This window comes from Shewanella sp. 10N.286.51.B7 (genome assembly GCF_002873615.1).
GTDB classification, from domain to species: Bacteria; Pseudomonadota; Gammaproteobacteria; order Enterobacterales; family Shewanellaceae; genus Shewanella; species Shewanella electrodiphila.
The window spans coordinates 1,420-21,079 of sequence record NZ_MCUF01000015.1; the positions used below are offsets into that span (position 1 = coordinate 1,420).

18 protein-coding genes are annotated in these 19,660 nt (G+C 41.8%); 16 read left to right on the forward strand and 2 right to left on the reverse strand.

Annotated elements, in window-relative coordinates:
• The 5 genes from BCU84_RS02115 to BCU84_RS02135 all read left to right on the forward strand — a co-directional run.
• Positions 1-762: helicase-related protein (locus BCU84_RS02115; protein WP_277868753.1), on the forward strand; the 762-nt coding region annotated here is incomplete at its 5' end.
• A gap of 250 nt (positions 763-1,012) precedes the next feature.
• Positions 1,013-3,076, forward strand: coding sequence for a PhoX family phosphatase (locus tag BCU84_RS02120; protein WP_102526457.1), 2,064 nt, complete (start codon positions 1,013-1,015; stop codon positions 3,074-3,076).
• A gap of 141 nt (positions 3,077-3,217) precedes the next feature.
• Positions 3,218-3,601 carry a VOC family protein gene (locus BCU84_RS02125; protein WP_102526458.1) on the forward strand — a complete coding sequence of 128 codons (384 nt, stop codon included), beginning with the start codon at positions 3,218-3,220 and terminating at the stop codon, positions 3,599-3,601.
• A 252-nt stretch (positions 3,602-3,853) separates the two neighbouring features.
• Positions 3,854-6,181, forward strand: a complete 2,328-nt coding sequence (locus BCU84_RS02130) for a TonB-dependent receptor (protein ID WP_102526459.1) — start codon at positions 3,854-3,856, stop codon at positions 6,179-6,181.
• A 20-nt stretch (positions 6,182-6,201) separates the two neighbouring features.
• Positions 6,202-6,882: a Fe2+-dependent dioxygenase gene (locus tag BCU84_RS02135; protein WP_102526460.1), complete on the forward strand. Its 681-nt coding sequence runs from the start codon at positions 6,202-6,204 to the stop codon at positions 6,880-6,882.
• A gap of 103 nt (positions 6,883-6,985) precedes the next feature.
• Here BCU84_RS02135 and BCU84_RS02140 read toward each other — a convergent pair whose 3' ends face one another.
• Positions 6,986-7,483, reverse strand: coding sequence for a hypothetical protein (locus BCU84_RS02140; protein WP_133146610.1), 498 nt, complete (start codon positions 7,481-7,483; stop codon positions 6,986-6,988).
• A gap of 316 nt (positions 7,484-7,799) precedes the next feature.
• Between BCU84_RS02140 and BCU84_RS02145 the strand changes: the two genes are divergently transcribed.
• From BCU84_RS02145 to BCU84_RS02155, 3 genes are all read left to right on the forward strand, one after another.
• The gene (locus BCU84_RS02145) at positions 7,800-8,621 is read left to right on the forward strand and encodes an ion transporter (RefSeq protein ID WP_102526462.1); all 822 of its coding nucleotides are present in this window, start codon (positions 7,800-7,802) and stop codon (positions 8,619-8,621) included.
• Between the two features lie 365 nt (positions 8,622-8,986).
• The gene (locus BCU84_RS02150) at positions 8,987-9,823 is read left to right on the forward strand and encodes an AzlC family ABC transporter permease (protein ID WP_102526481.1); all 837 of its coding nucleotides are present in this window, start codon (positions 8,987-8,989) and stop codon (positions 9,821-9,823) included.
• Positions 9,820-10,122, forward strand: coding sequence for an AzlD domain-containing protein (locus tag BCU84_RS02155; RefSeq protein ID WP_102526463.1), 303 nt, complete (start codon positions 9,820-9,822; stop codon positions 10,120-10,122). Before BCU84_RS02150 ends, BCU84_RS02155 begins: the two co-directional genes overlap by 4 nt.
• A gap of 95 nt (positions 10,123-10,217) precedes the next feature.
• On the opposite strand, the gene BCU84_RS02160 is transcribed toward BCU84_RS02155, so the two are convergent.
• Positions 10,218-12,017 carry a glycoside hydrolase family 9 protein gene (locus BCU84_RS02160; protein WP_102526464.1) on the reverse strand — a complete coding sequence of 600 codons (1,800 nt, stop codon included), beginning with the start codon at positions 12,015-12,017 and terminating at the stop codon, positions 10,218-10,220.
• Positions 12,018-12,291: 274 nt separating this feature from the next.
• On the opposite strand from BCU84_RS02160, the gene mpl reads away from it, so the two are divergent.
• From mpl to BCU84_RS02200, 8 genes are all read left to right on the forward strand, one after another.
• A complete protein-coding gene (gene mpl / locus BCU84_RS02165; RefSeq protein WP_102526465.1) occupies positions 12,292-13,692 on the forward strand; it encodes a UDP-N-acetylmuramate:L-alanyl-gamma-D-glutamyl-meso-diaminopimelate ligase in 1,401 nt (466 codons plus the stop codon).
• A gap of 86 nt (positions 13,693-13,778) precedes the next feature.
• Positions 13,779-14,450: a flavin prenyltransferase UbiX gene (locus tag BCU84_RS02170; protein WP_102526466.1), complete on the forward strand. Its 672-nt coding sequence runs from the start codon at positions 13,779-13,781 to the stop codon at positions 14,448-14,450.
• Positions 14,451-14,489: 39 nt separating this feature from the next.
• Positions 14,490-15,020: a hypoxanthine phosphoribosyltransferase gene (gene hpt / locus BCU84_RS02175; RefSeq protein ID WP_102526467.1), complete on the forward strand. Its 531-nt coding sequence runs from the start codon at positions 14,490-14,492 to the stop codon at positions 15,018-15,020.
• A 175-nt stretch (positions 15,021-15,195) separates the two neighbouring features.
• Positions 15,196-16,131, forward strand: coding sequence for an ABC transporter ATP-binding protein (locus BCU84_RS02180; protein WP_102526468.1), 936 nt, complete (start codon positions 15,196-15,198; stop codon positions 16,129-16,131).
• Positions 16,131-16,901 (forward strand): ABC transporter permease, encoded by a 771-nt coding sequence (locus tag BCU84_RS02185; protein ID WP_102526469.1) that lies wholly within the window; start codon positions 16,131-16,133, stop codon positions 16,899-16,901. The genes BCU84_RS02180 and BCU84_RS02185 overlap by 1 nt, the downstream gene beginning before the upstream one ends.
• 235 nt (positions 16,902-17,136) lie before the next feature.
• Positions 17,137-17,535, forward strand: a complete 399-nt coding sequence (locus BCU84_RS02190) for a MerC domain-containing protein (protein ID WP_102526470.1) — start codon at positions 17,137-17,139, stop codon at positions 17,533-17,535.
• A 255-nt stretch (positions 17,536-17,790) separates the two neighbouring features.
• Positions 17,791-18,240 carry an SMI1/KNR4 family protein gene (locus tag BCU84_RS02195; RefSeq protein WP_102526471.1) on the forward strand — a complete coding sequence of 150 codons (450 nt, stop codon included), beginning with the start codon at positions 17,791-17,793 and terminating at the stop codon, positions 18,238-18,240.
• A gap of 240 nt (positions 18,241-18,480) precedes the next feature.
• Positions 18,481-19,347, forward strand: coding sequence for a pirin family protein (locus BCU84_RS02200; protein WP_102526472.1), 867 nt, complete (start codon positions 18,481-18,483; stop codon positions 19,345-19,347).
• The last annotated feature ends 313 nt before the right edge of the window (positions 19,348-19,660 follow it).

Genomic DNA, 19,660 nt, shown 5'->3' on the forward strand with positions numbered 1-19,660 from the left:
CGCATGTTAGACATGGGCTTTAGAGATGAAATCATCGACATCTTGAAACGCTTACCGAAAACTCGCCAAACATGTCTTTTTTCAGCCACATTGGATGATCGCATTTTTAAATTTAGTAAGCGATTACTGCAATCACCCCATGTGATTGAAGCGAGTGAGCGCAATACAACGGCAGCCAAAATTGTGGAGCGAGTCTATAACGTCGATGCTAGTAATAAGCTGCCTTTGTTATGCCACCTTATTAAAAAAGAAGATTGGCAACAGGCATTAGTGTTCAGCCGTACTAAACAAGGTGCGGATAAGCTTGCAAAACAAATGGTGCAAGCGGGCGTTAATGCGGCGGCATTTCATGCTGACTTATCGCAAGCGGTGCGTGAAACCGTGCTTGAGCAATTTAAATCGGGTGAAGTTAAAGCGTTGGTGGCTACCGATGTCGCGGCCAGAGGCTTAGATATTAATGAATTGCATTATGTGGTTAATGTTGAGCTGCCATTTCAAAATGAAGACTATATTCATCGTATTGGCCGCACGGGCAGGGCGGGCAAAGAAGGCCAAGCGATTACCTTATTAAGTGTTGATGATGAGCCACAATTAATAAAGCTTGAAGCCTTTTTAGACAGGCGATTACCACAGCAATGGTATAGCGGTTTTGAGCCTGATTTAAGCCAAGTCGCGCCTGTGACGCGTAAAACTAAAAAAGGCTCACTGAAGCAGCAAGCGCGCCAAAAAGCACTGGCAAAATCTGCCAAAAAGCAACGCTAAAAAAGGTATTTGTCAACGCAACTTAGTTTCATTCTCTCGGCAATAAGCTCATTTATTGCCGTTATTTTTATAAAAAAAATCATTGCTTTAAGTGTATCTTGTAGGATTCAGTTGTTGTTCATCTGTTTCCTGTTGTCATTTTTGTCACATTTGTTTGTCATCTCCATCACATCGGCTTGTCATATTTAATTCTTATCTTTATCGAAAAATTACAACAATGTTTGGCAACTTTTGATCCCAAGGATAATTTATGAGCAAGGCTACATTTGATCCAACTCGTTTTAATAAAAGCAACAATACACCGTTTAACGAAGTATTAGATAAACATCTTTCAAGACGTAACTTTGTAAAAAGTGGTCTTGGATTAAGTGCTATGACGGCTTTCAGTGGTTTCGGTATCGCAGGTTGTAGTTCTAGTTCTGATAATGACTCAAACCCTGTCGATGGCACACCTTCAACGCCAGATACACCGAATGTGAGTCAGGCTACTCTAGGCTTTGAATCTATTGCTGGTTCTAAAACTGATGCGGTAACTGTTGCTGCTGGTTACTCGGCTTATGTACTTGCGCCTTGGGGGGAGCCGTTAAACGATAAAGCTAATGCGTTTAAAGAGGACGGTTCTAATACTGCTGAAGATCAGGCTAATTCTATGGGGATGCATCATGATGGCATGCATTTTTTCCCATTAACTGAAGCGGGTGATGACGGCTTATTATGTGTGAACCACGAATATATTGACCAAGCCGCATTACATCCAATGGGTCCAACGGTAGATGCTGATGGTAATCGCACCGTGCTTGATGAAATTCGTAAAGAAATCAATGCCCATGGTATTTCTGTTGTTCGTATCAAACTTAACAATGGTATGTGGGAAACGGTTAAAAATGACGATCATAACCGTCGCTTTACGGGCGCAACAGTCATGGATATCGCCGGTCCTTTAGCCTATAGCTCCTATCTTGAAACGCGTTACTCTCCAGATGGTAGCCAAGCGCGTGGCACACTGAACAATTGTGGTAATGGTTACACGCCTTGGGGCACTTACTTAACATGTGAAGAAAACTGGCCTGGTTACTTTGTTAACCGAGGTGAGCTAACCGAAGAGCAGCAGCGTATCGGTCTATCAACATCTGGCACTCGTTATGGCTGGGATCACCTAGCTGGTAACGATGATGAACGCTTAGATGAATTTGCTCGTTTTGATGTCACGCGCTCAGGTACAAGTGCGGCTAATGATTACCGTAACGAAGCCAATGGCCATGGTTACATTGTTGAAATTGACCCTTACAACCCAAATTCACGTGCTGTAAAACGTACAGCACTGGGTCGTTTCCGCCATGAAGGTTGTACCTTTGGTAAGCTTGAAGAAGGTAAGCCTGTAGTATTTTATTCAGGTCATGATTCTCGCTTTGAATACCTTTATAAATACGAGTCTACCGCGCTGTGGACAGAAGCTGATGCTAACTCAGCTAATCGCATCATTACTGGTGATAAGTACATGAATGACGGCACATTATATGTTGCCAAGTTCAGTGAAGATGGCGTGGGAGAATGGTTAGCACTAACCCTAGACAGTGTGACTACCGATGGAAACACGCTAGCAGACAGCTTTGATTCAGTAGCTTCAATCATTCTCAATACAGCAGGTGCAGCTGATTTAGTGGGCGCAACGCCAATGGATCGCCCTGAATGGGCAAGTGTTGATCCATTCACTGGGACTGTTTACTTAACCCTAACCAATAACACTAAGCGTGTTGATAGCACTAACCCTGCTAACCCACGTTTAAATAACAGCTTTGGTCATATTATCCGTTGGGATGAAGGCAGCAATGCTACTGAATTTACATGGGATATCTTTGTATTTGGTTCACCTGCTGATGGCGATGAAGAGACTAACCGCTCAGGCCTAACTGATATGAATCAGTTTGCGAGTCCTGACGGTTTAGCATTTGATAAGCGCGGTATTTTATGGGTGCAAACCGATAATGGCGCTGATGAAGTTGAAGAATACACTAACGATCAAATGCTAGCGATCGTCCCTTCACCGATGACAGACGACAATGGTCAACAACAGGTCGTCAGTGCAGATAACCAAGCGGAATTAAAGCGCTTCTTTGTTGGTCCAAATGGTTGTGAAGTAACAGGTTTTGCGATTACGCCTGATTACACCACAGTGTTTGCAAACATTCAGCATCCACGTAACTGGCCTTATAGCGCTGTTGCAACTGAAGAAACGCCAGATGGCACCACAGTGCGTCCGCGCGCGGCCACTGTGATTATTCGTAAAGACGATGGCGCTGAAGTGGGCGTTTAGTCATTAGTTGGGTTAAAACTGTTTGAATCTCATTCAGCTGTGAGTTCTCAGCAGTGACTCCTCAATAGTGAGGTCTACCGCAAACCCTGATAGAGTGATCTATCAGGGTTTGTTTTTATCAAGTATTTAAACAGGAGCGATATGTTTAACGGAATTCATCATGTGGCGATTATTTGCAATGACTATGTTAAGTCCAAGCATTTTTACACTGAGATTTTAGGTTTCAACGTCATTGCCGAAAATTACCGTGAAGAAAGAGACTCCTATAAGCTCGATTTAACCTTACCTGATGGCAGTCAAATAGAGTTGTTTTCACTCCCTAATGCACCGCAAAGACCTAGCTATCCTGAAGCGCAAGGCTTACGCCATTTGGCGTTTAAGGTTAATGATATTGATGCGGTAGTTAAGTATTTAGTCAGTCACAGTATTGATGTTGAGCCTGTTAGAGTGGACGAGTACACAGGTAAAAAGTTTACATTTTTTAGTGACCCTGATGATTTGCCGTTAGAGATTTACCAAGTGTAATTCGTATTTTTAATCCTCCCTCCCTTATTGTTAAACCCAGTCATTACTATGAAATAAAAGCCTAGTATTTATAATTATTTAGGCTCTTTATATCCCTGTTTATTATTTTGAATCTTCACTTAATGGTTCACTAATTTAAAATGAGCTTAATTATTAATGTAAATCTAAATGATAACGATTTACATTAACGTTAATTCTTTGTTAGGATGCGCCTAATTTTTAGGACGTTGTTAACAAAGGACAGTTCATAAGATGAAACCTGTACAGAGTAAAAACTTATCATTAGGCGCACAAGCCGTTGCTGCCGCACTAGTGTTTGGTAGCCCAGTCGCATCAGCTGAAGAAGTGAATCAGCAAAGCTGTAACCCAGAAGTCAGTGGTGTTGAGTGTGATAAAAATCAATCAGCTGAGGCGATTGAACGGATTAAGGTTCATGGCGTTAAGAGCTCGATTTATCTTTCTGAATCATCTGGTGATTTACGCCGAGTGGCAGATTTAGTTGATACTCCGCAGGTGATTACCGTACTGACACAAGATCAGATCCAAGAGTCAGGTAAGACCGATTTAAAAGATATTTTATCTGCCCAGGCTGGTATTACATTAGGCACGGGTGAAAACGGTAATGCCTTTGGCGATCGTTATATTATTCGTGGTCATGAAGCGCGCAGTGATGTGTTTGTTGATGGCCTGCGTGACCCAGGTATGACGACGCGTGAAAGTTTTGCCACAGAAGTTGTTGAAATCACCAAAGGCCCTAGCTCAACATTTGCTGGTCGTGGTTCTTCTGGTGGTGCGATTAACAGCGTCACTAAAAAAGCGTCAACATCGTATAACTTAGGCCGCGTTGATTTAGGTTTAGGCACTGATGAACACCGCCGCTTAACTGTGGATTATAACCACGCTATTTCAGATACAGTTGGCGTGAGATTTAATGGCTTATTGTCTGATGAAGATAAGCCTGGGCGTGAGGGCATTAGCCGCGAGCGTAATGGTGTGCAATTATCGGCAGTTTTTGAACCAAGCAATGACTTATCTTTTACCGCTGATGGTTACTATTTAGATGCCAAAGATGTGGCTGATTTAGGCAGCTATTTTAATCAAACAACACGTGAACCTATTGCAGATATTCCTGTTTATGCCCAAGAATCTGACTTTTTAGATTCAGAGGTAATGACATTTACTCTACGTACTGAATATGACATCAATGATAACCTGACATTTTATAACGCGACTCGAGTTGGTAAAACCGAAAATGGTTATATCACCACGGGTGTGCGCGGTACGACAAGGAGCGAAACTGACCTTGAAGCACCAGGTGCAGATACGTTGACGCTAAGTACGCACCAAGGCAATCAAGAAGTTGACTACATTAGCACTCAGTTCAATCTGTTTTGGAATACTCAAATCTTGGGTATGGAAAACAAATTTGTATTTGGACTTGAGTATACCGATCAGCAAGTTGATAACGGCATTTACGACATCGCATACGCCAATGAAACTAACTGTATAACGGCAGGCCGCCGTGGTGATGCTGGCGCATACTGTATTCTTGATGGCGACGGCAATACTGTAGATAACATCGATAAGTTAATGGGGCGTACATATAGTAAAGGCATTAACGATGCTGAGTACCAAATCGAAACCGTTTCGGCCTACTTTATGGATACTGTTGCGCTAACTGAGGATGTAGAACTCTTCTTTGGTGTAAGACAGGATAGTTTTGATTATCAAAACGATACATCAAGTACACGTAATGGCGACATACTCTATGAGTACGATGACACTATGTATAACGGTCATATCGGCTTAGTGTACAGCATTACAGATGAAGGTAATATTTACGCCAATTACAGCACGGCAACCAATATTAATGGTGGCGAGTCTGATTTAGGCGCAAGTTGTGGCTATGGTGGCGTGTGTGGTGATGTTGAACAAGCCCGTGCAGCAGATCCTGAATTAGTAGAAAACATTGAACTAGGCACTAAATGGATGCTATTTGAAGACAAAGTTATGTTTTCAGCATCGGTATTCCAAATCACTAAAAGTGATGTAATGGAAAGTGTAGGTGATAGTTACTCGACGCTAGGAACATTAAATACCGGTAAAAACCGCGTGCAAGGTGTTGAATTCGGTATGGTTGGTAACATCACTGAAGCATTTAGTGTTCAGTTCTCTGCCGCAATTATGGACTCAGAAGTGCTGGAGTCATTTACCGAAGAAAACGTGGGTCTTGCATTAAGTAACTTTGCTGATGAAAGTGCTTACCTGCAGCTACGTTATCAAATTAATGATGCATTCGTGATTGGTGCAGGTTACACCTACCAAAGCGAAATGTACGGCGGACAACCTGATACAGCAGCAGGTTATGATGCCGAAAATGGCCGTTACAGTATCGTAGTGCCTGACTATCAAGTGGTTGACTTATTTGCTAATTACAATGCAACGGAGGCGCTGACTTTCCGTTTAAATGTGGGTAACGTACTTGATGAAGAGTACTTTACAGCGGCATACCGTTCTGGCTCATTTATGTATTTAGGTGATGCAAGAAATGCTAAACTATCAGCTACTTATGAATTTTAATAACAGAGTTTAATGTCGTTATGATTGTGATTGAGCAAATACTGTCGAAACAAGAAGTGGCTTTATATCGAAAGCAACTGCAAACAGTAAATTGGGATGATGGCCGCAATACAGCCATGGGTATGGCGGCTGATGTGAAAAGCAACCGCCAAGCACTGGCTAGCGATCCTGATGTGCAACATTTAGCTAATCAGTTACTCACTAAAATTGGCGCTACGCCAAAAGTGGTTTCTGCTGCACTGCCACATCAGATTTTCCCGCCTTGCTTTAATCGTTACTCTGAATCAGAAGAGTACGGTTTTCATGTTGATGCTGCAGTGATGCGAGTACCTAATACTCAGGTGGTGCTTCGTAGTGATGTGTCGATGACGGTATTTTTGTCTGAGCCGGAAGAGTATGACGGTGGCGAGCTCATTATTGCCACTGAATTTGGCGAGCAATCTATTAAGTTACCTGCCGGATATGCTGTGGTGTATCCATCAAGTAGTTTGCATAAAGTGACTGCCGTGACCCGCGGCGAACGTGTAGCTGCGATCACTTGGATGCAAAGTATGGTGGCAGATTCAGGCTTAAGGCAAAACTTATATCAGCTCGATCAGTCTATCCAAGCATTAATTGCAGCGGGTAATACCGATCGCACCGAGCTAGATAAGTTGCATCACGTTTATCACAACTTGATACGGCAATTTGCCCAGTTATGATTATCAACTGCTAATAAAAGCCCCTAAGTTTATAACTCTGGGGCTTTTTAGTATGGGGGGAAGGACGTAATTACAAAATTCTTGTTACATATAGATTAGTTGGTCATATTTCTTCAGTGCATTTACGCCATTCTTTACTATAACCGGGCTCCGCAGTTAAAAATTCTACATCTCTAACTATATTACCCCTGTTGGATACTTTCACTTCGCAGCCAGCAAATGCCATTCCATAGTGTATTTCGTACTTTTCATCAAGCAAAGGAGTAAAGCTGAAGTGGGTATGACAATTCCAACTAGGTTCTGTTGTACCGAATTGAAAATACAGCTTATTTCCAGCAGGAATCAATAAAATATCAGGTGTTTTATCTTTATGCTCGGTAATGACATGGCCGATTACATTTTCTGAATTATAGTTTTTCTTATAGCACCCATCAAAAATTTCTAGCTGAGTCACTTTCCCATGTAGAAATAGCCCAGAAAGTCCTGCGCTCACTTTTAACTCTGCCGAATTGGTATTTGTACTAGGTTCATATTCAGGTATTTTAGTCGACTTACAACCTTGTAAAGCGAATATAAACAATAACGATATAATAATTTTCAAGTTGAACTCCATTTCATTAATAACATTTTGTGTGCTGTGCATATATTGAGCTTACTAATATTAACAAGATCATATACTTGATATATTGTTAATGCAAAGTTATAACGGGCTGATTTAAATTAGAATACTGGTAATTTTAGTTGTTATACACAAATAGGAGCTATTGGTTTTTTTGGAATTAGTGTGTTCTATAGGGATTACAGGTGGATAAAACTTAACCGTAAAAACCGTGATTTTTAAGCCTATTTTAAGTTTGGTTAAGTAGGCTCTGCGATCCTCAAAAGTTGAGGGGTTATCTGGGAGAAAAAACGTCATCATGCAAGCTACGGGTGTGCTATCTGTTTTAAAAAAAGTTGATCAAAGTAAAACCTTTCAGGGCTTTGTTATTTTTGTCATTATCGTGTCGGCTTTGTCGATTGGTGCGCATACCTATCATTTACCGCCTTGGCTTGATCAAAGCTTATGGGTACTTGATATTGCCATAACGGCCTTCTTTTTATTTGAGCTGATTATCCGTTTTATGGCCAGTGATGGCATCAAATCCTTCTTTTCGAAAGGCTGGAATATCTTCGATACCATCATTGTTATTGGTAGTTTAGTGCCGTTAGGCGGCTCAACGATATTACTGGCGCGCTTACTGCGTATATTCAGAGTTTTGCGGTTGGTCTCTATGGTACCAGAGCTGCGAATGCTGATTAATGCGCTACTAAAAGCCATTCCGCGCATGGGTTATATAGCGCTATTAATGTTCGTGATTTTCTATATTTACGGCGCAGTAGGCAGCATGTTCTTTGCTCATGTAAATGATTTTTTATGGGGTGATGTCTCAATCGCAATGTTGACTTTGTTTCGTATTTCTACGTTTGAGTCTTGGACATCCATCATGTACGAAACCATGGAAGTGTATCCATTAAGCTGGATTTACTATCTAACCTTTATCTTTTTAACCACTTTTGTTTTCCTGAACATGATGGTTGGCGCCGTATTAGATGTGATGGGCGAAGAAACTAAAATCATGCGTGAAGAGCAAGCGGATGAAAATGACTCGCCAGATGAGCAAACCGCAACGGCTGAAGATATAAAATTACTCAATGATAAGATAGATAAGTTGACTGAGATGCTGGCCAAGAAAGTTTAATGCAGCGGGATTTAGCTCGCTTAATTGAGCTAGCCAATCGACTTGTTAAATGAATCATTAAATAAAAAGGCTTCCATTTGGAAGTCTTTTTTATGGCTGAATATTGTATAACAGGATAATAGTCGCTAATTCTTTACTGCTATTAGCTTAACGGTCAACGCAGATTATTCTATTTTTCACGCTTTACTTCTCCTCAAACTGTTTATTCAGGTATGCTAATTTTCAATGGTTTTCGACGTTTGTTAGCGACCTTACTTTATTGTCCCGTATATGTGTCGCAGTCAAAATATGAAAAGTGTTTTTAACAAGGAAGTACCGAAACTATGCCTGATACTAATGTTGATGATACTAATGCCGCGAATGATATGCTCGATAATCGGGAGGCTAAACAAAAACGCCAATCCTTTATCAAGGGACTATTGGCGGTGTTGCCTTTAACCATTGCAGTGATCCCATGGGGGATTTTAGCGGGTTCTTTAGCATTAGAAATCGGCTTAACAGCAACTCAAAGCCAAGCAATGTCGGCGATTATTTTTGCCGGTAGTGCGCAGTTAGTTGCACTTGGAATGATTAAAGCGGGTGTGGGCTTAGGCAGTATTTTAATTACCACTCTATTAATTACTTCACGGCATTTACTCTATGCCATGGCATTGCGCACTCAGATTAGCCCATTACCGCTAAAATGGCGTTTGGGACTTGGCTTTCTACTTACCGATGAGCTATTCGCGATTTCAAATCATAGTCAGGCCCCTGCGCGATCAAAACCCGACAGCCTTAATCCCCAAAAAGAGAAACAAGAGGGCTTAAAAACCGAAAAGCAATCGCCTGAAAGCCAACGACACAAGTTTGACCGTTGGTACGCACTAGGTGGTGGTTTGACGTTTTATATTGGTTGGAATATTGCCACCTTACTGGGCATTATTGCTGGTCAATCCATTGATAACTTAGGTGAACTAGGGTTAGATTTTGCAATAGCGGCAACGTTCATTGCTTTAGTGGTTCCTACCGTTAAAAAGCCTTCGATTCTGATTTGTGTCTTGGTGTCATTAACCTTGGCTGTGATATGTGCAGTATTTGAGATTCAAGCAGGGTTATTAATTGCTTCACTATCTGGGATGGGTGCAGGCTTTGCTTATGCCAAACTGACTAATGAACATAAAGATGAAAAAGCTAATGTTAACTCAACTGGAGAGCAGTCATGACTTGGTTGATTATTTTATCTATGGCTGCGGTGGTCTTTATTAGCCGCTATTTACTGTTAGAGCCTAAATTGCCTCTAAAACTCAGCGATAAAACGCTGACCTTTCTGAGTTATTCGGCGCCAGCAGTATTAACCGCCATTTTAGCGCCGATTGTATTTGTGCCCGAAGGCCAGTTGAACTTAACGTTTGATAATACCTACTTAGTTTGTGGTGTGGTGGCCACGTTACTTGCGTATTTCACTGGTAATACTTTATTGACCACCGTACTCAGTATTGGATTATTCTTTATCCTTTTCTAGCACCTTTCACACCTAGCAAACGAAGCTAACGGGCACGTTAACAATATGGATCTTAGCTTCAGTTGCTTCAGTTGTTTAAGTTGCTTAAGTTCATTTTACTGAGAAAGCGCAGCAAGCATATACACCAGTGGCGCATTCCAGTTAATCGCCACTTCATTACTGGCATAGCTGCAACCATGGTCAATATATGACTTAGCAGGATGTTTCGACGGGTAAATTCCGCCTTGTTTTTTACAGTATTCGGCATCTTGTTGACCTGGTTGAGGTCCGCCAGCTAAGAATCCTGGGATTGGCGCTTTAATGCCATCAGCCATAGAGGCTCGGTGATGAACATTCATCGGTGACATTAACCCTACACCTGTCACGAAAGACATTCCTAAAGGGTTACGGCCAAAAATGTAATCGACAATGGCCTCTGCATGTTTGGTATATAAACTGTCTTGTTGTTCTGTGGTGGATAATAACTGACTAACGCGATGTAAAGTCACTGCTTTATTAAGCATGTTGGAGTTACTGCCCCAGACAAAATCTTGCTCACTAATCGCAAGGCCGTAAGCTGAGTCTTCGCCCACCTTTGTCCAGCTATCGGTCAACTTCAATAATTGTGACTGGGCTTGCTGCTTTAATTTTGGGGGTGACTTGTCAGTCGTTGCTATGGTGATTAAGGCTAAGGTTTCGACTTTATCCCATTCAGGAATTCGTAGTTGTTTGGGTAACTCAATTGTATTGAGATATTCATCTTCGCCAGTGGCTGCAAATAACTCAGCAGCAGCCCATAACCATTCATCTTTAAGGTTGTCTCCTGCTGTCGCGTAAGCACCGGTGTGAATATCATCGGGTTGTTGATAATGAATGTCGGGATTTTTAATCGCCCATTGCCATGCATATTTGGCCGCGCGAAGTAATTGCTTGCTGTAGTTAGTGTTATCAAAGGAGGTTACTGGCAAGTTTGCATCGTATTGAGCCAATATTTGGCTCGCTTTAGCCATCGTCGCTGCAAAACCTAAAGTGGCAGCGGTAGATTTAGCGATGATATAACGGGGCTGGTCCATCATGTGCGGCATTTCATCTTCGCCGGTAAAACGTTTGGTGGTGAGCTTGTGGTACAAACCGCCATCAGCGGGATCTTGCATTGTGAGCATCCAATCCATATTCCACAGGATTTCATCAAGGGTGTCGGGCAAGTTATTGCTTGATTCTGGAATATTAAGCGAGAGGTTCGATAGGGCGTCAGTTTGTTCAGCAAGTGCACTGAGTAAGGTATAAACCGTGATATTAGAATTAACGATATACTTGTTGTAATCGCCAGCATCGTACCAGCCTTTTGGCGATGAAATCACTGTGCCTTCGGGCCTAGTTTTTGACACTGCAGATTTATGAATATACACAATGGTATCTGGGTGCGCCGCAGGGCGGGCATATATACCAGCATACTCTTGTTGGATTACAGCGCCACTGCGATTATAAAAGTAAGCACGCATGGCTGTTTTTAATGGCTGATTATAGCGAGATTCAGAGATTGAAAAAGGGTGGGAGGTTGCAAGGGAGTCAACTTGTAGCTGGTATTCCCCCGCTTGAGTAAAATCATCAAATTGAGCGAGTTTTACGGTTTCTGCTGAGGGTGTCCACGCTTTAGCGGCGCTGAGTTTGCCTTGATAAACTGTTTTACCTGACGTTTGTTCAATGAGACTAAAATTCTCAGACGCTGTATTACTGACCACGGCAGTTTTTGCTGCATTCACTCCAAAACCAAGTTGATTAAAACGAATATCCTGTTCATCGGCAACACTACTGTGACTGACCAGTGCAGTGATACTCATACATGCCAACAGGCTTGCTGAGCGTTTAAAAGGTGATATCCACTGGTTGGTCTTATTGCTGATGAGGTTATTCATATTAAGTCCTTGTTGAAAACCGGCTAAGCCATTATTACGGCTTTTTTATCAATAAAGAAACATGACCAGCTAGAATTGATTATGCAGGATAACTAACAATCTTGATGTTCAGGTATTAAGGACAATACCGTAGGGCGTTGTTGGCAACGATTACATAGTTCGTACTAAGTTGTGCGTTAGTGATGGCTAAACATTAAAGCTTGTTATTGTGAGCTGACAATCTCAGTCGCAATGCTTTAGAATAAGCCATTCTTTATTCAGACAGAGCAATTGCATGCACGTACATATTCTTGGGATCTGTGGCACTTTTATGGGCGGCCTCGCATTATTAGCCCGTGCGATGGGACACAAAGTGACTGGTAGTGATGCCAATGTTTACCCACCAATGAGCACTCAGCTAGAAGAGCAAGGCATTGAGCTTATTCAAGGTTTTGATCCTGTGCAGTTAGGTAAAGAGGGTGAAAATCAACCTGACTTGGTTGTGATTGGCAATGCTATGAGCCGTGGTAATCCTTGTGTTGAGGCCGTGCTTAATCGTGGTCTTAAATACACTTCTGGACCGCAATTCTTATCTGAGTATATTTTGCCAGAGCGTTGGGTACTTGCGGTTTCTGGCACCCATGGAAAAACGTCGACTTCAAGTATGTTGGCGTGGGTACTGGAGTATTGTGGTTACGAGCCTGGTTTTTTGATTGGCGGCGTGCCACAAAATTTTGGAGTATCAGCAAGATTAGGTAACTCGCCTTTTTTCGTGGTTGAAGCCGATGAATATGACAGTGCCTTTTTCGATAAACGTTCTAAGTTTGTCCATTACCGTCCGCGCACGTTAGTGATTAATAATCTCGAGTTTGATCATGCCGATATCTTCAGCGATCTCGCCGCGATACAACGTCAATTTAATCATGTTATTCGTACTGTTCCTGGCGAGGGCAAAGTGATTTGGCCTGCTGAGGTCGATGCGGTTAAAGAAGTCATTGAACTTGGTTGCTGGAGTGAGCAAGAGCAGTTTTATGCCTCGCCAACCAAAGGCCAGCATGCGGCTCAAGGTTGGTATGCCAATACGATCGCTGCAGATGGACATGAATTTGAAGTGATGTTTGATGGTGAGTCTCAAGGCATTTTAAACTGGGGCCTTATCGGTCAGCATAATATCGAAAATGCAGTGATGGCTATAGCTGCGGCTCGTCATGTGGGCGTAGCCCCTCATCATGCCATTGAAGCATTAACCAAATTTTCCCCGCCTAAGCGCCGTTTAGAGTTACTTGATACGGTTAATGGCATTGCTGTTTATGATGATTTTGCCCATCACCCAACGGCTATTGAAACGACACTACAAGGTTTACGTGCCAAAGTGGGTGCAGGCGAAAAGGCTTCAGGTAAATTGATTGTGGTGCTTGAGCCGCGCTCAAATACCATGAAAAGCGGCGTTCACAAAGATACTCTTGCTGAATCTATGTCATTGGCGGATTGTGCCTTTTTGTACCAAGCTGACAATATCGGTTGGGATATTGAAACCAATATGGCTAATGCCAGTATTCCTGTGACAGTATCGACAGATATTAATGACATAATTGCTTTAGTGACGGCAACAGCTTGTGAAGGTGATACGATCGTTATCATGAGTAATGGCGGTTTTAATGGTATTCATCAGAAACTGATTGCTGCTTTAAAATAATTGTCATCGATTGAAGCTTTTATTGCCTTTATTTCAGTGATGAAACGTATACAGGGCTAACGACAACGTTAGCCGTTAGAGAGTTTATGAGTAATACAACACAGTACAAAAAAACAGATAAAGCGATCAGCCTTGCATGGACTGGCGCTTCTGGCGCACCTTATGGGTTAAAGCTGCTATACAGTTTACTAATGGCCGAATATCAAGTGTTTTTGATGATATCGAGCGCCGCGCGCGTGGTACTTGCCACTGAAGAAGGTTTGCAGCTCAGTGCCAATGCTGAAAAAGCCCGCGAACAATTGCTGAGCCATTTTAATATGACTGGTTCAGAAGTTGGTGAGCTGGTGGTATTGGGCAAAGATGAGTGGTTTTCGCCGCCCGCATCAGGCAGCGCTGCGCCAAAGCAAATGGTGATTTGTCCCTGCTCAACAGGCACTTTAGCAGCCGTTGCAACAGGAATGAGCAATAATTTGTTAGAAAGAGCCGCAGATGTGGTAATAAAAGAGCGGGGTCAATTAATCTTAGTACCAAGAGAAACTCCCTTTAGCGCCATACACTTAGAACATATGTTAAGCCTGACACGTAACGGCGCGACCATCATGCCTGCAGCGCCAGGCTTTTATCACCATCCCCAATCGATAGAAGATCTGGTAAACTTCATGGTTTCCCGAATTCTAGATCATTTGGGTATTGAACATGGGCTGACAAATCGCTGGGGTTATGCTGCACAAAAGTCTCGCGACGACACCGCAATTTAACTTAAGTTACGCCCGAAAATCACGACAATTGAGAGTAATATGAAACACACAACCGAAGTGATGATTTCTGCAGAAGAAATCAACGAAAAACTGGATATATTAGCTGAAAGGATTAATGCCCATTACGCAGACAGCGAGCGTTTGTTAATGGTCGGCTTATTGAAAGGGTCTGTGGTTTTTATGGCTGACCTATGTCGCCGTATTAAGGGCCATGTTGAAATCGACTTTATGTCAGTTTCAAGCTATGGCAATGCAATGACAAGCACACGCGATGTGAAGATCTTAAAAGATGTATCATCTGAGATCATCGATCGTGACGTATTGATCGTTGAAGATTTAATTGATTCAGGCAATACCTTAAATAAAGTACGTGAAATGCTATTACTGCGTGAGCCAAAAAGCTTAGCGCTGTGTACTTTACTGGATAAGCCTGAGCGCCGTGAAGTAGACGTACCTGTCGACTTTATCGGTTTTACCATTCCTGACGAATTTATCGTAGGTTATGGTATCGACTACGCTGAGCAGTATCGTAACTTGCCTTACATCGCGAAAGTTGTGCCATTAGATTAATGTCACCTTTTGAATGTAAACTCCCGCTATAGGCGGGAGTTTTGTTTTGGGCGTCATAAAGTTTTGCGTCTTTTACGTATACGCTGCGTCATTTACAATACCTTGTTTACAATAGGCTATTGATAGCAAGTCATGTAAACGTGTAATTCGCAATTTATGGATCAGAGGAATGACAATGAGCAACAACACCAATGCTTTGGTGATCGAAAACCTGCAAAAAACTTATAAAGGCGGCGTTCACGCTGTTAAAGGAGTTAGCTTAACCGTTGAACAAGGTGATTTTTTTGCTTTGTTAGGGCCCAATGGTGCCGGTAAGTCGACGACCATCGGGGTGATTAGTTCATTAGTGCAAAAGTCTTCTGGTAGCGTGAAGGTGTTTGAATATGACATCGATAACAACCTAGAACGAGCCAAAATGTGCATCGGTTTAGTGCCGCAAGAGTTTAATTTCAACCAGTTTGAAACCGTGCTGCAAATTGTAGTTAACCAAGCGGGTTACTATGGGGTGACTAGAAACCTTGCCCTAGAGCGCGCCAAAAAATATCTGAGCCAATTAGATTTGTGGGAAAAACGCGACAGCCAAGCTAGAGCATTATCTGGCGGCATGAAACGCCGTTTAATGATTGCTCGTGCACTGATGCATGAACCAAAGCTATTAATTTTAGATGAGCCTACAGCTGGGGTAGATATCGAACTTCGCCGCTCAATGTGGCAATTTTTAAAAGATATTAATAACCAAGGTGTGACCATTATTCTCACCACCCATTACCTTGAAGAAGCAGAAATGCTGTGCCGTAATATCGGTATTATTGATAAAGGCTTGTTGGTGGAATGCACCAGCATGAAAACGTTACTCAGTAAGCTTGATGTAGAAACCTTTATTCTTGATTTACGCCAAGATATTAAAGCTGCACCTGTGTTGGAAAACATGAATAGCCGCTTGGTCGATGGTCACACATTAGAAGTGGATGTGGCCAAAGCACAAAACTTAAATGAGTTATTTGCTCAGCTAAGTAAACAAGATATTGAAGTATTATCAATGCGTAACAAAGCTAACCGTCTTGAAGAGTTGTTTGTTGAGTTAGTTGAAAAAGCCAAGGAGGCAAAATAATGAATCAACTTTATTGGGTTGCCTTTAAAAGTATTCTGACTAAAGAAATTAATCGTTTTACCCGTATCTGGGTGCAAACTCTAGTTCCACCAGCCATTACCATGACCTTGTATTTTTTGATTTTCGGTAACTTAATTGGTAATCGAATCGGTGAAATGGGCGGCGTGTCTTATATGGAGTTTATTGCCCCGGGTCTTATTATGATGTCGGTGATCACTAACTCCTATTCAAATGTAGCCTCATCATTTTTCAGTGCAAAAATGCATGGCAGCATTGAAGAATTGATGGTCGCGCCTGTACCACACTATGTGATGATTGCTGGTTACGTCGGTGGCGGTGTTGCCCGTGGATTGGCTGTTGGCTTGATTGTCACGCTGGTGGCGATGTTTTTTGTGAACTTATCACTACACCATGTTGGCTTAGTGATTATGACGGTGTTTTTAACCTCAGTGCTGTTTGCATTAGGCGGGTTAATTAATGCGGTATTTGCTAAAAGCTTTGATGACATTAGCATTATTCCGACCTTCATTTTAACGCCGTTAACTTATTTAGGTGGGGTGTTTTACTCGTTATCGTTACTGCCTGATTTTTGGCAAGGTGTATCGGCGCTAAATCCTGTGGTGTATATGATTAATGTATTCCGTTACGGCTTTTTAGGCTTTGCTGATATCAGCGTACCGTTATCGATTGCAATCATGGTCGGCTTTTGTGCCTCGTTATGGTTTGTCGCTTACTACTTAATTTCCCGTGGTATCGGGCTTCGTAGTTAAACGATAAAAATAATGTTTAATCGATTTTTTAAGGGCGCTTCGGCGCTCTTTTTTATGCCTATTCAATGGATAGTTTCAACTCGATTAAATCGTGAAACCAATTAACGAGCTTACTGAGTAAATTAAGTCTTGTTACTGTTTCTTATTCAGTTAAATTAGTGTTAAATACCACTCCAATTTAGCTTATGCTAAATCAATAATTGGCGCTCACGACATAGAGATAAAAGGATTTCACATGACAAAGAATATGCAATCGCTAATGGATAAGCTGGCTATCGGGTTATCAAGTCTTTGCGCCTTACATTGTATTGCAACCCCAATATTACTTGCCTTGTTACCTTCGTTATCAGCATTGCCATTAAACGATCATTTATATCATGAGGTGATGGTGTGGTTGGTGCTGCCTACCAGTACGATAGCGGTGTTAATGGGCTGTCAACGCCACCGTGATACTAAAGTATTGATGTTTGCTATTGTTGGCCTGCTGACTTTGGTTGCATCTTCGGTTTATGGACATGACATTGTTGGTGAAGTTGGTGAGAAACTACTGACGTTAGCTGGCGCATTTATTGTTGCTTACGCGCATTGGCGTAATGTTAAACTATGCCGTAAACAAGTGTGTTGTAAAAAATAGTGCATTAAGCAAGAGTGCCGTAAACAAGAGTACCTTAAACAAAAGTGCTGTAATAAAGAGTGCCGTAATAAAGAGTGCTCTGAATAATCAGCATTTTTAGCTCATGCTATGATTCAATGGCATGAGCTTGTTTCAATATTCCTCTAACACTCAAATCGCTTTTCCCATAACCCTTCAGTATTAAGCGCTTTAATCATCAGAGCCAGTGTATAATCCTTTCTCGTTTACGCCTTAAATTATATTGGAATCTCTAAAATGAATAGCATTGATCTCTTTGTCAAAAACTGGGGCAGTAAACATGCCATGGTACCGATTAAAAGTGATGATATCGACGCACTAGAATCAAGACTAAATGCTGTTTTACCTGACTCATATAAGTATTTAATTGCCACTTATGGTTTAGTGCATACACCCAATGTGTTAACTAAGATTTGTGATTTAGGTGTTGATATATCTGAAGTTCAGGACTTTTTAAGTCTTGATGATGTGAGTTTATTATCAAACTTATATGAAATGAGCGGTATGCCGAAAGGCCATATTCTGTTTGCTTCTGACTGTAAGGGCAACATGTTTTGTTTTAAGCAAACTGACTGCGCCGCGAGTCAAAAAGATGCACCTGTGTGGTTTTATAACCAGGCTTTGGGGACGGTTGAGAAAGTCTCAAACGCTTTTATTGAATGGTTAGAAGAGTTTAATAAGCTGTAAGGCTTCCGTGAAGATTAATTTCATGTGGTGAGATTAAAATCGACACTGTTATATCGTTACTCGCTATAAGCAACAAAACCGCCACGCCTTTGATTTTAATTATTCTTATCACTGAAATAGCTATTTTTATATAATCTAATACAAGTATAAAATCGAAAGATAGCTACGCTTTAATGCAATATTCATTCGACTATATGCTTGATAAAGTGATCTCATTAAAGGTTAACTGAGCGCTTTATCATGAAAGTATTAAGCAAATTTACCGCTCGTCCAGCGATGGATGGCGATGGAGTGAACATTAAACGGGTAGCGGATTTTATGAATACCCGTTTTGATCCTTATTTAATGATTGATGAGATCAAGTCAAACGATCAGCAAGACTTTATTGGTGGCTTTCCACCACATCCGCACCGAGGTATTGAAACCTTTACGTATATCCGTAAAGGCGGTTTTGAACATCGAGATCAACTCGGTAATGTTAAAGCTATTCGTGCAGGTGATGTGCAATGGATGAGCACAGGAAGTGGCGTAGTGCATTCTGAAATGCCCCTTGCCGACGCTAATGAAGGCCTTCATGGGTTTCAGATTTGGCTTAACATGCCAGCCAAAGACAAAATGCGTCCTGCGATTTATCAAGACACAACAGACACACCTAATCCGGTTGTATGCAATGATAGCTGCGCTAACCTTAAAGCACTGGCAGGCGACTGGCAGTTTGCCGATAGCCCTCAAATCATAGCGGCCAGCATTCAAGGTTTGGCGGGTAATGGTGCAATTGCGGATTTAATGCTAAATGAAAATGGCCAAGCACAACTTGATTTGTCGGCACATCAAAGTGTTAGCGTTTTCATTTATCAAGGCGAGCTTGAGTACGTCGATACCAGTGGAATGCAGGTAAAAGCGACAGAAGGCCAGCTATTAGTTATTGAGCCAGAACTCAATACCCATATCAAAGCCGGGAATCAAGACACTGGCATTTTATTACTAGCAGGCTGCCCGATTAATGAGAAAATCGTACATATGGGGCCATTTGTGATGAATAGCCAAGCAGAGATAAATCAGGCCATTGATGATTATCAGCAAGGACGTTTTGGGGAAATTGTATAGGGCCTGTTGATCTTTTAAGGTTGTTTTTGCAGCGAGTTGTTGGCCATTTATACAAGGCAGAGACTTTGTAGTGTAGTTATTCTACATAAAAAGTCGATAACGCAGTAAAAATGACCAACAAACGCTGCCCAAAGGGTTCGACTAAAAGCGTTTTACTCTTTGTTGGATGCATCTTTGCCAATAAAAGGGGCTTAGATGACTAGGCATCAACTCATCCGCCTCGATTAAAACGCTTTTATTTCGAACAAAAATTAACCAATAAAGAACAGCAGGCCCTAGGGTGATCTCAATCCGTTTTATGCGAATAAATGTC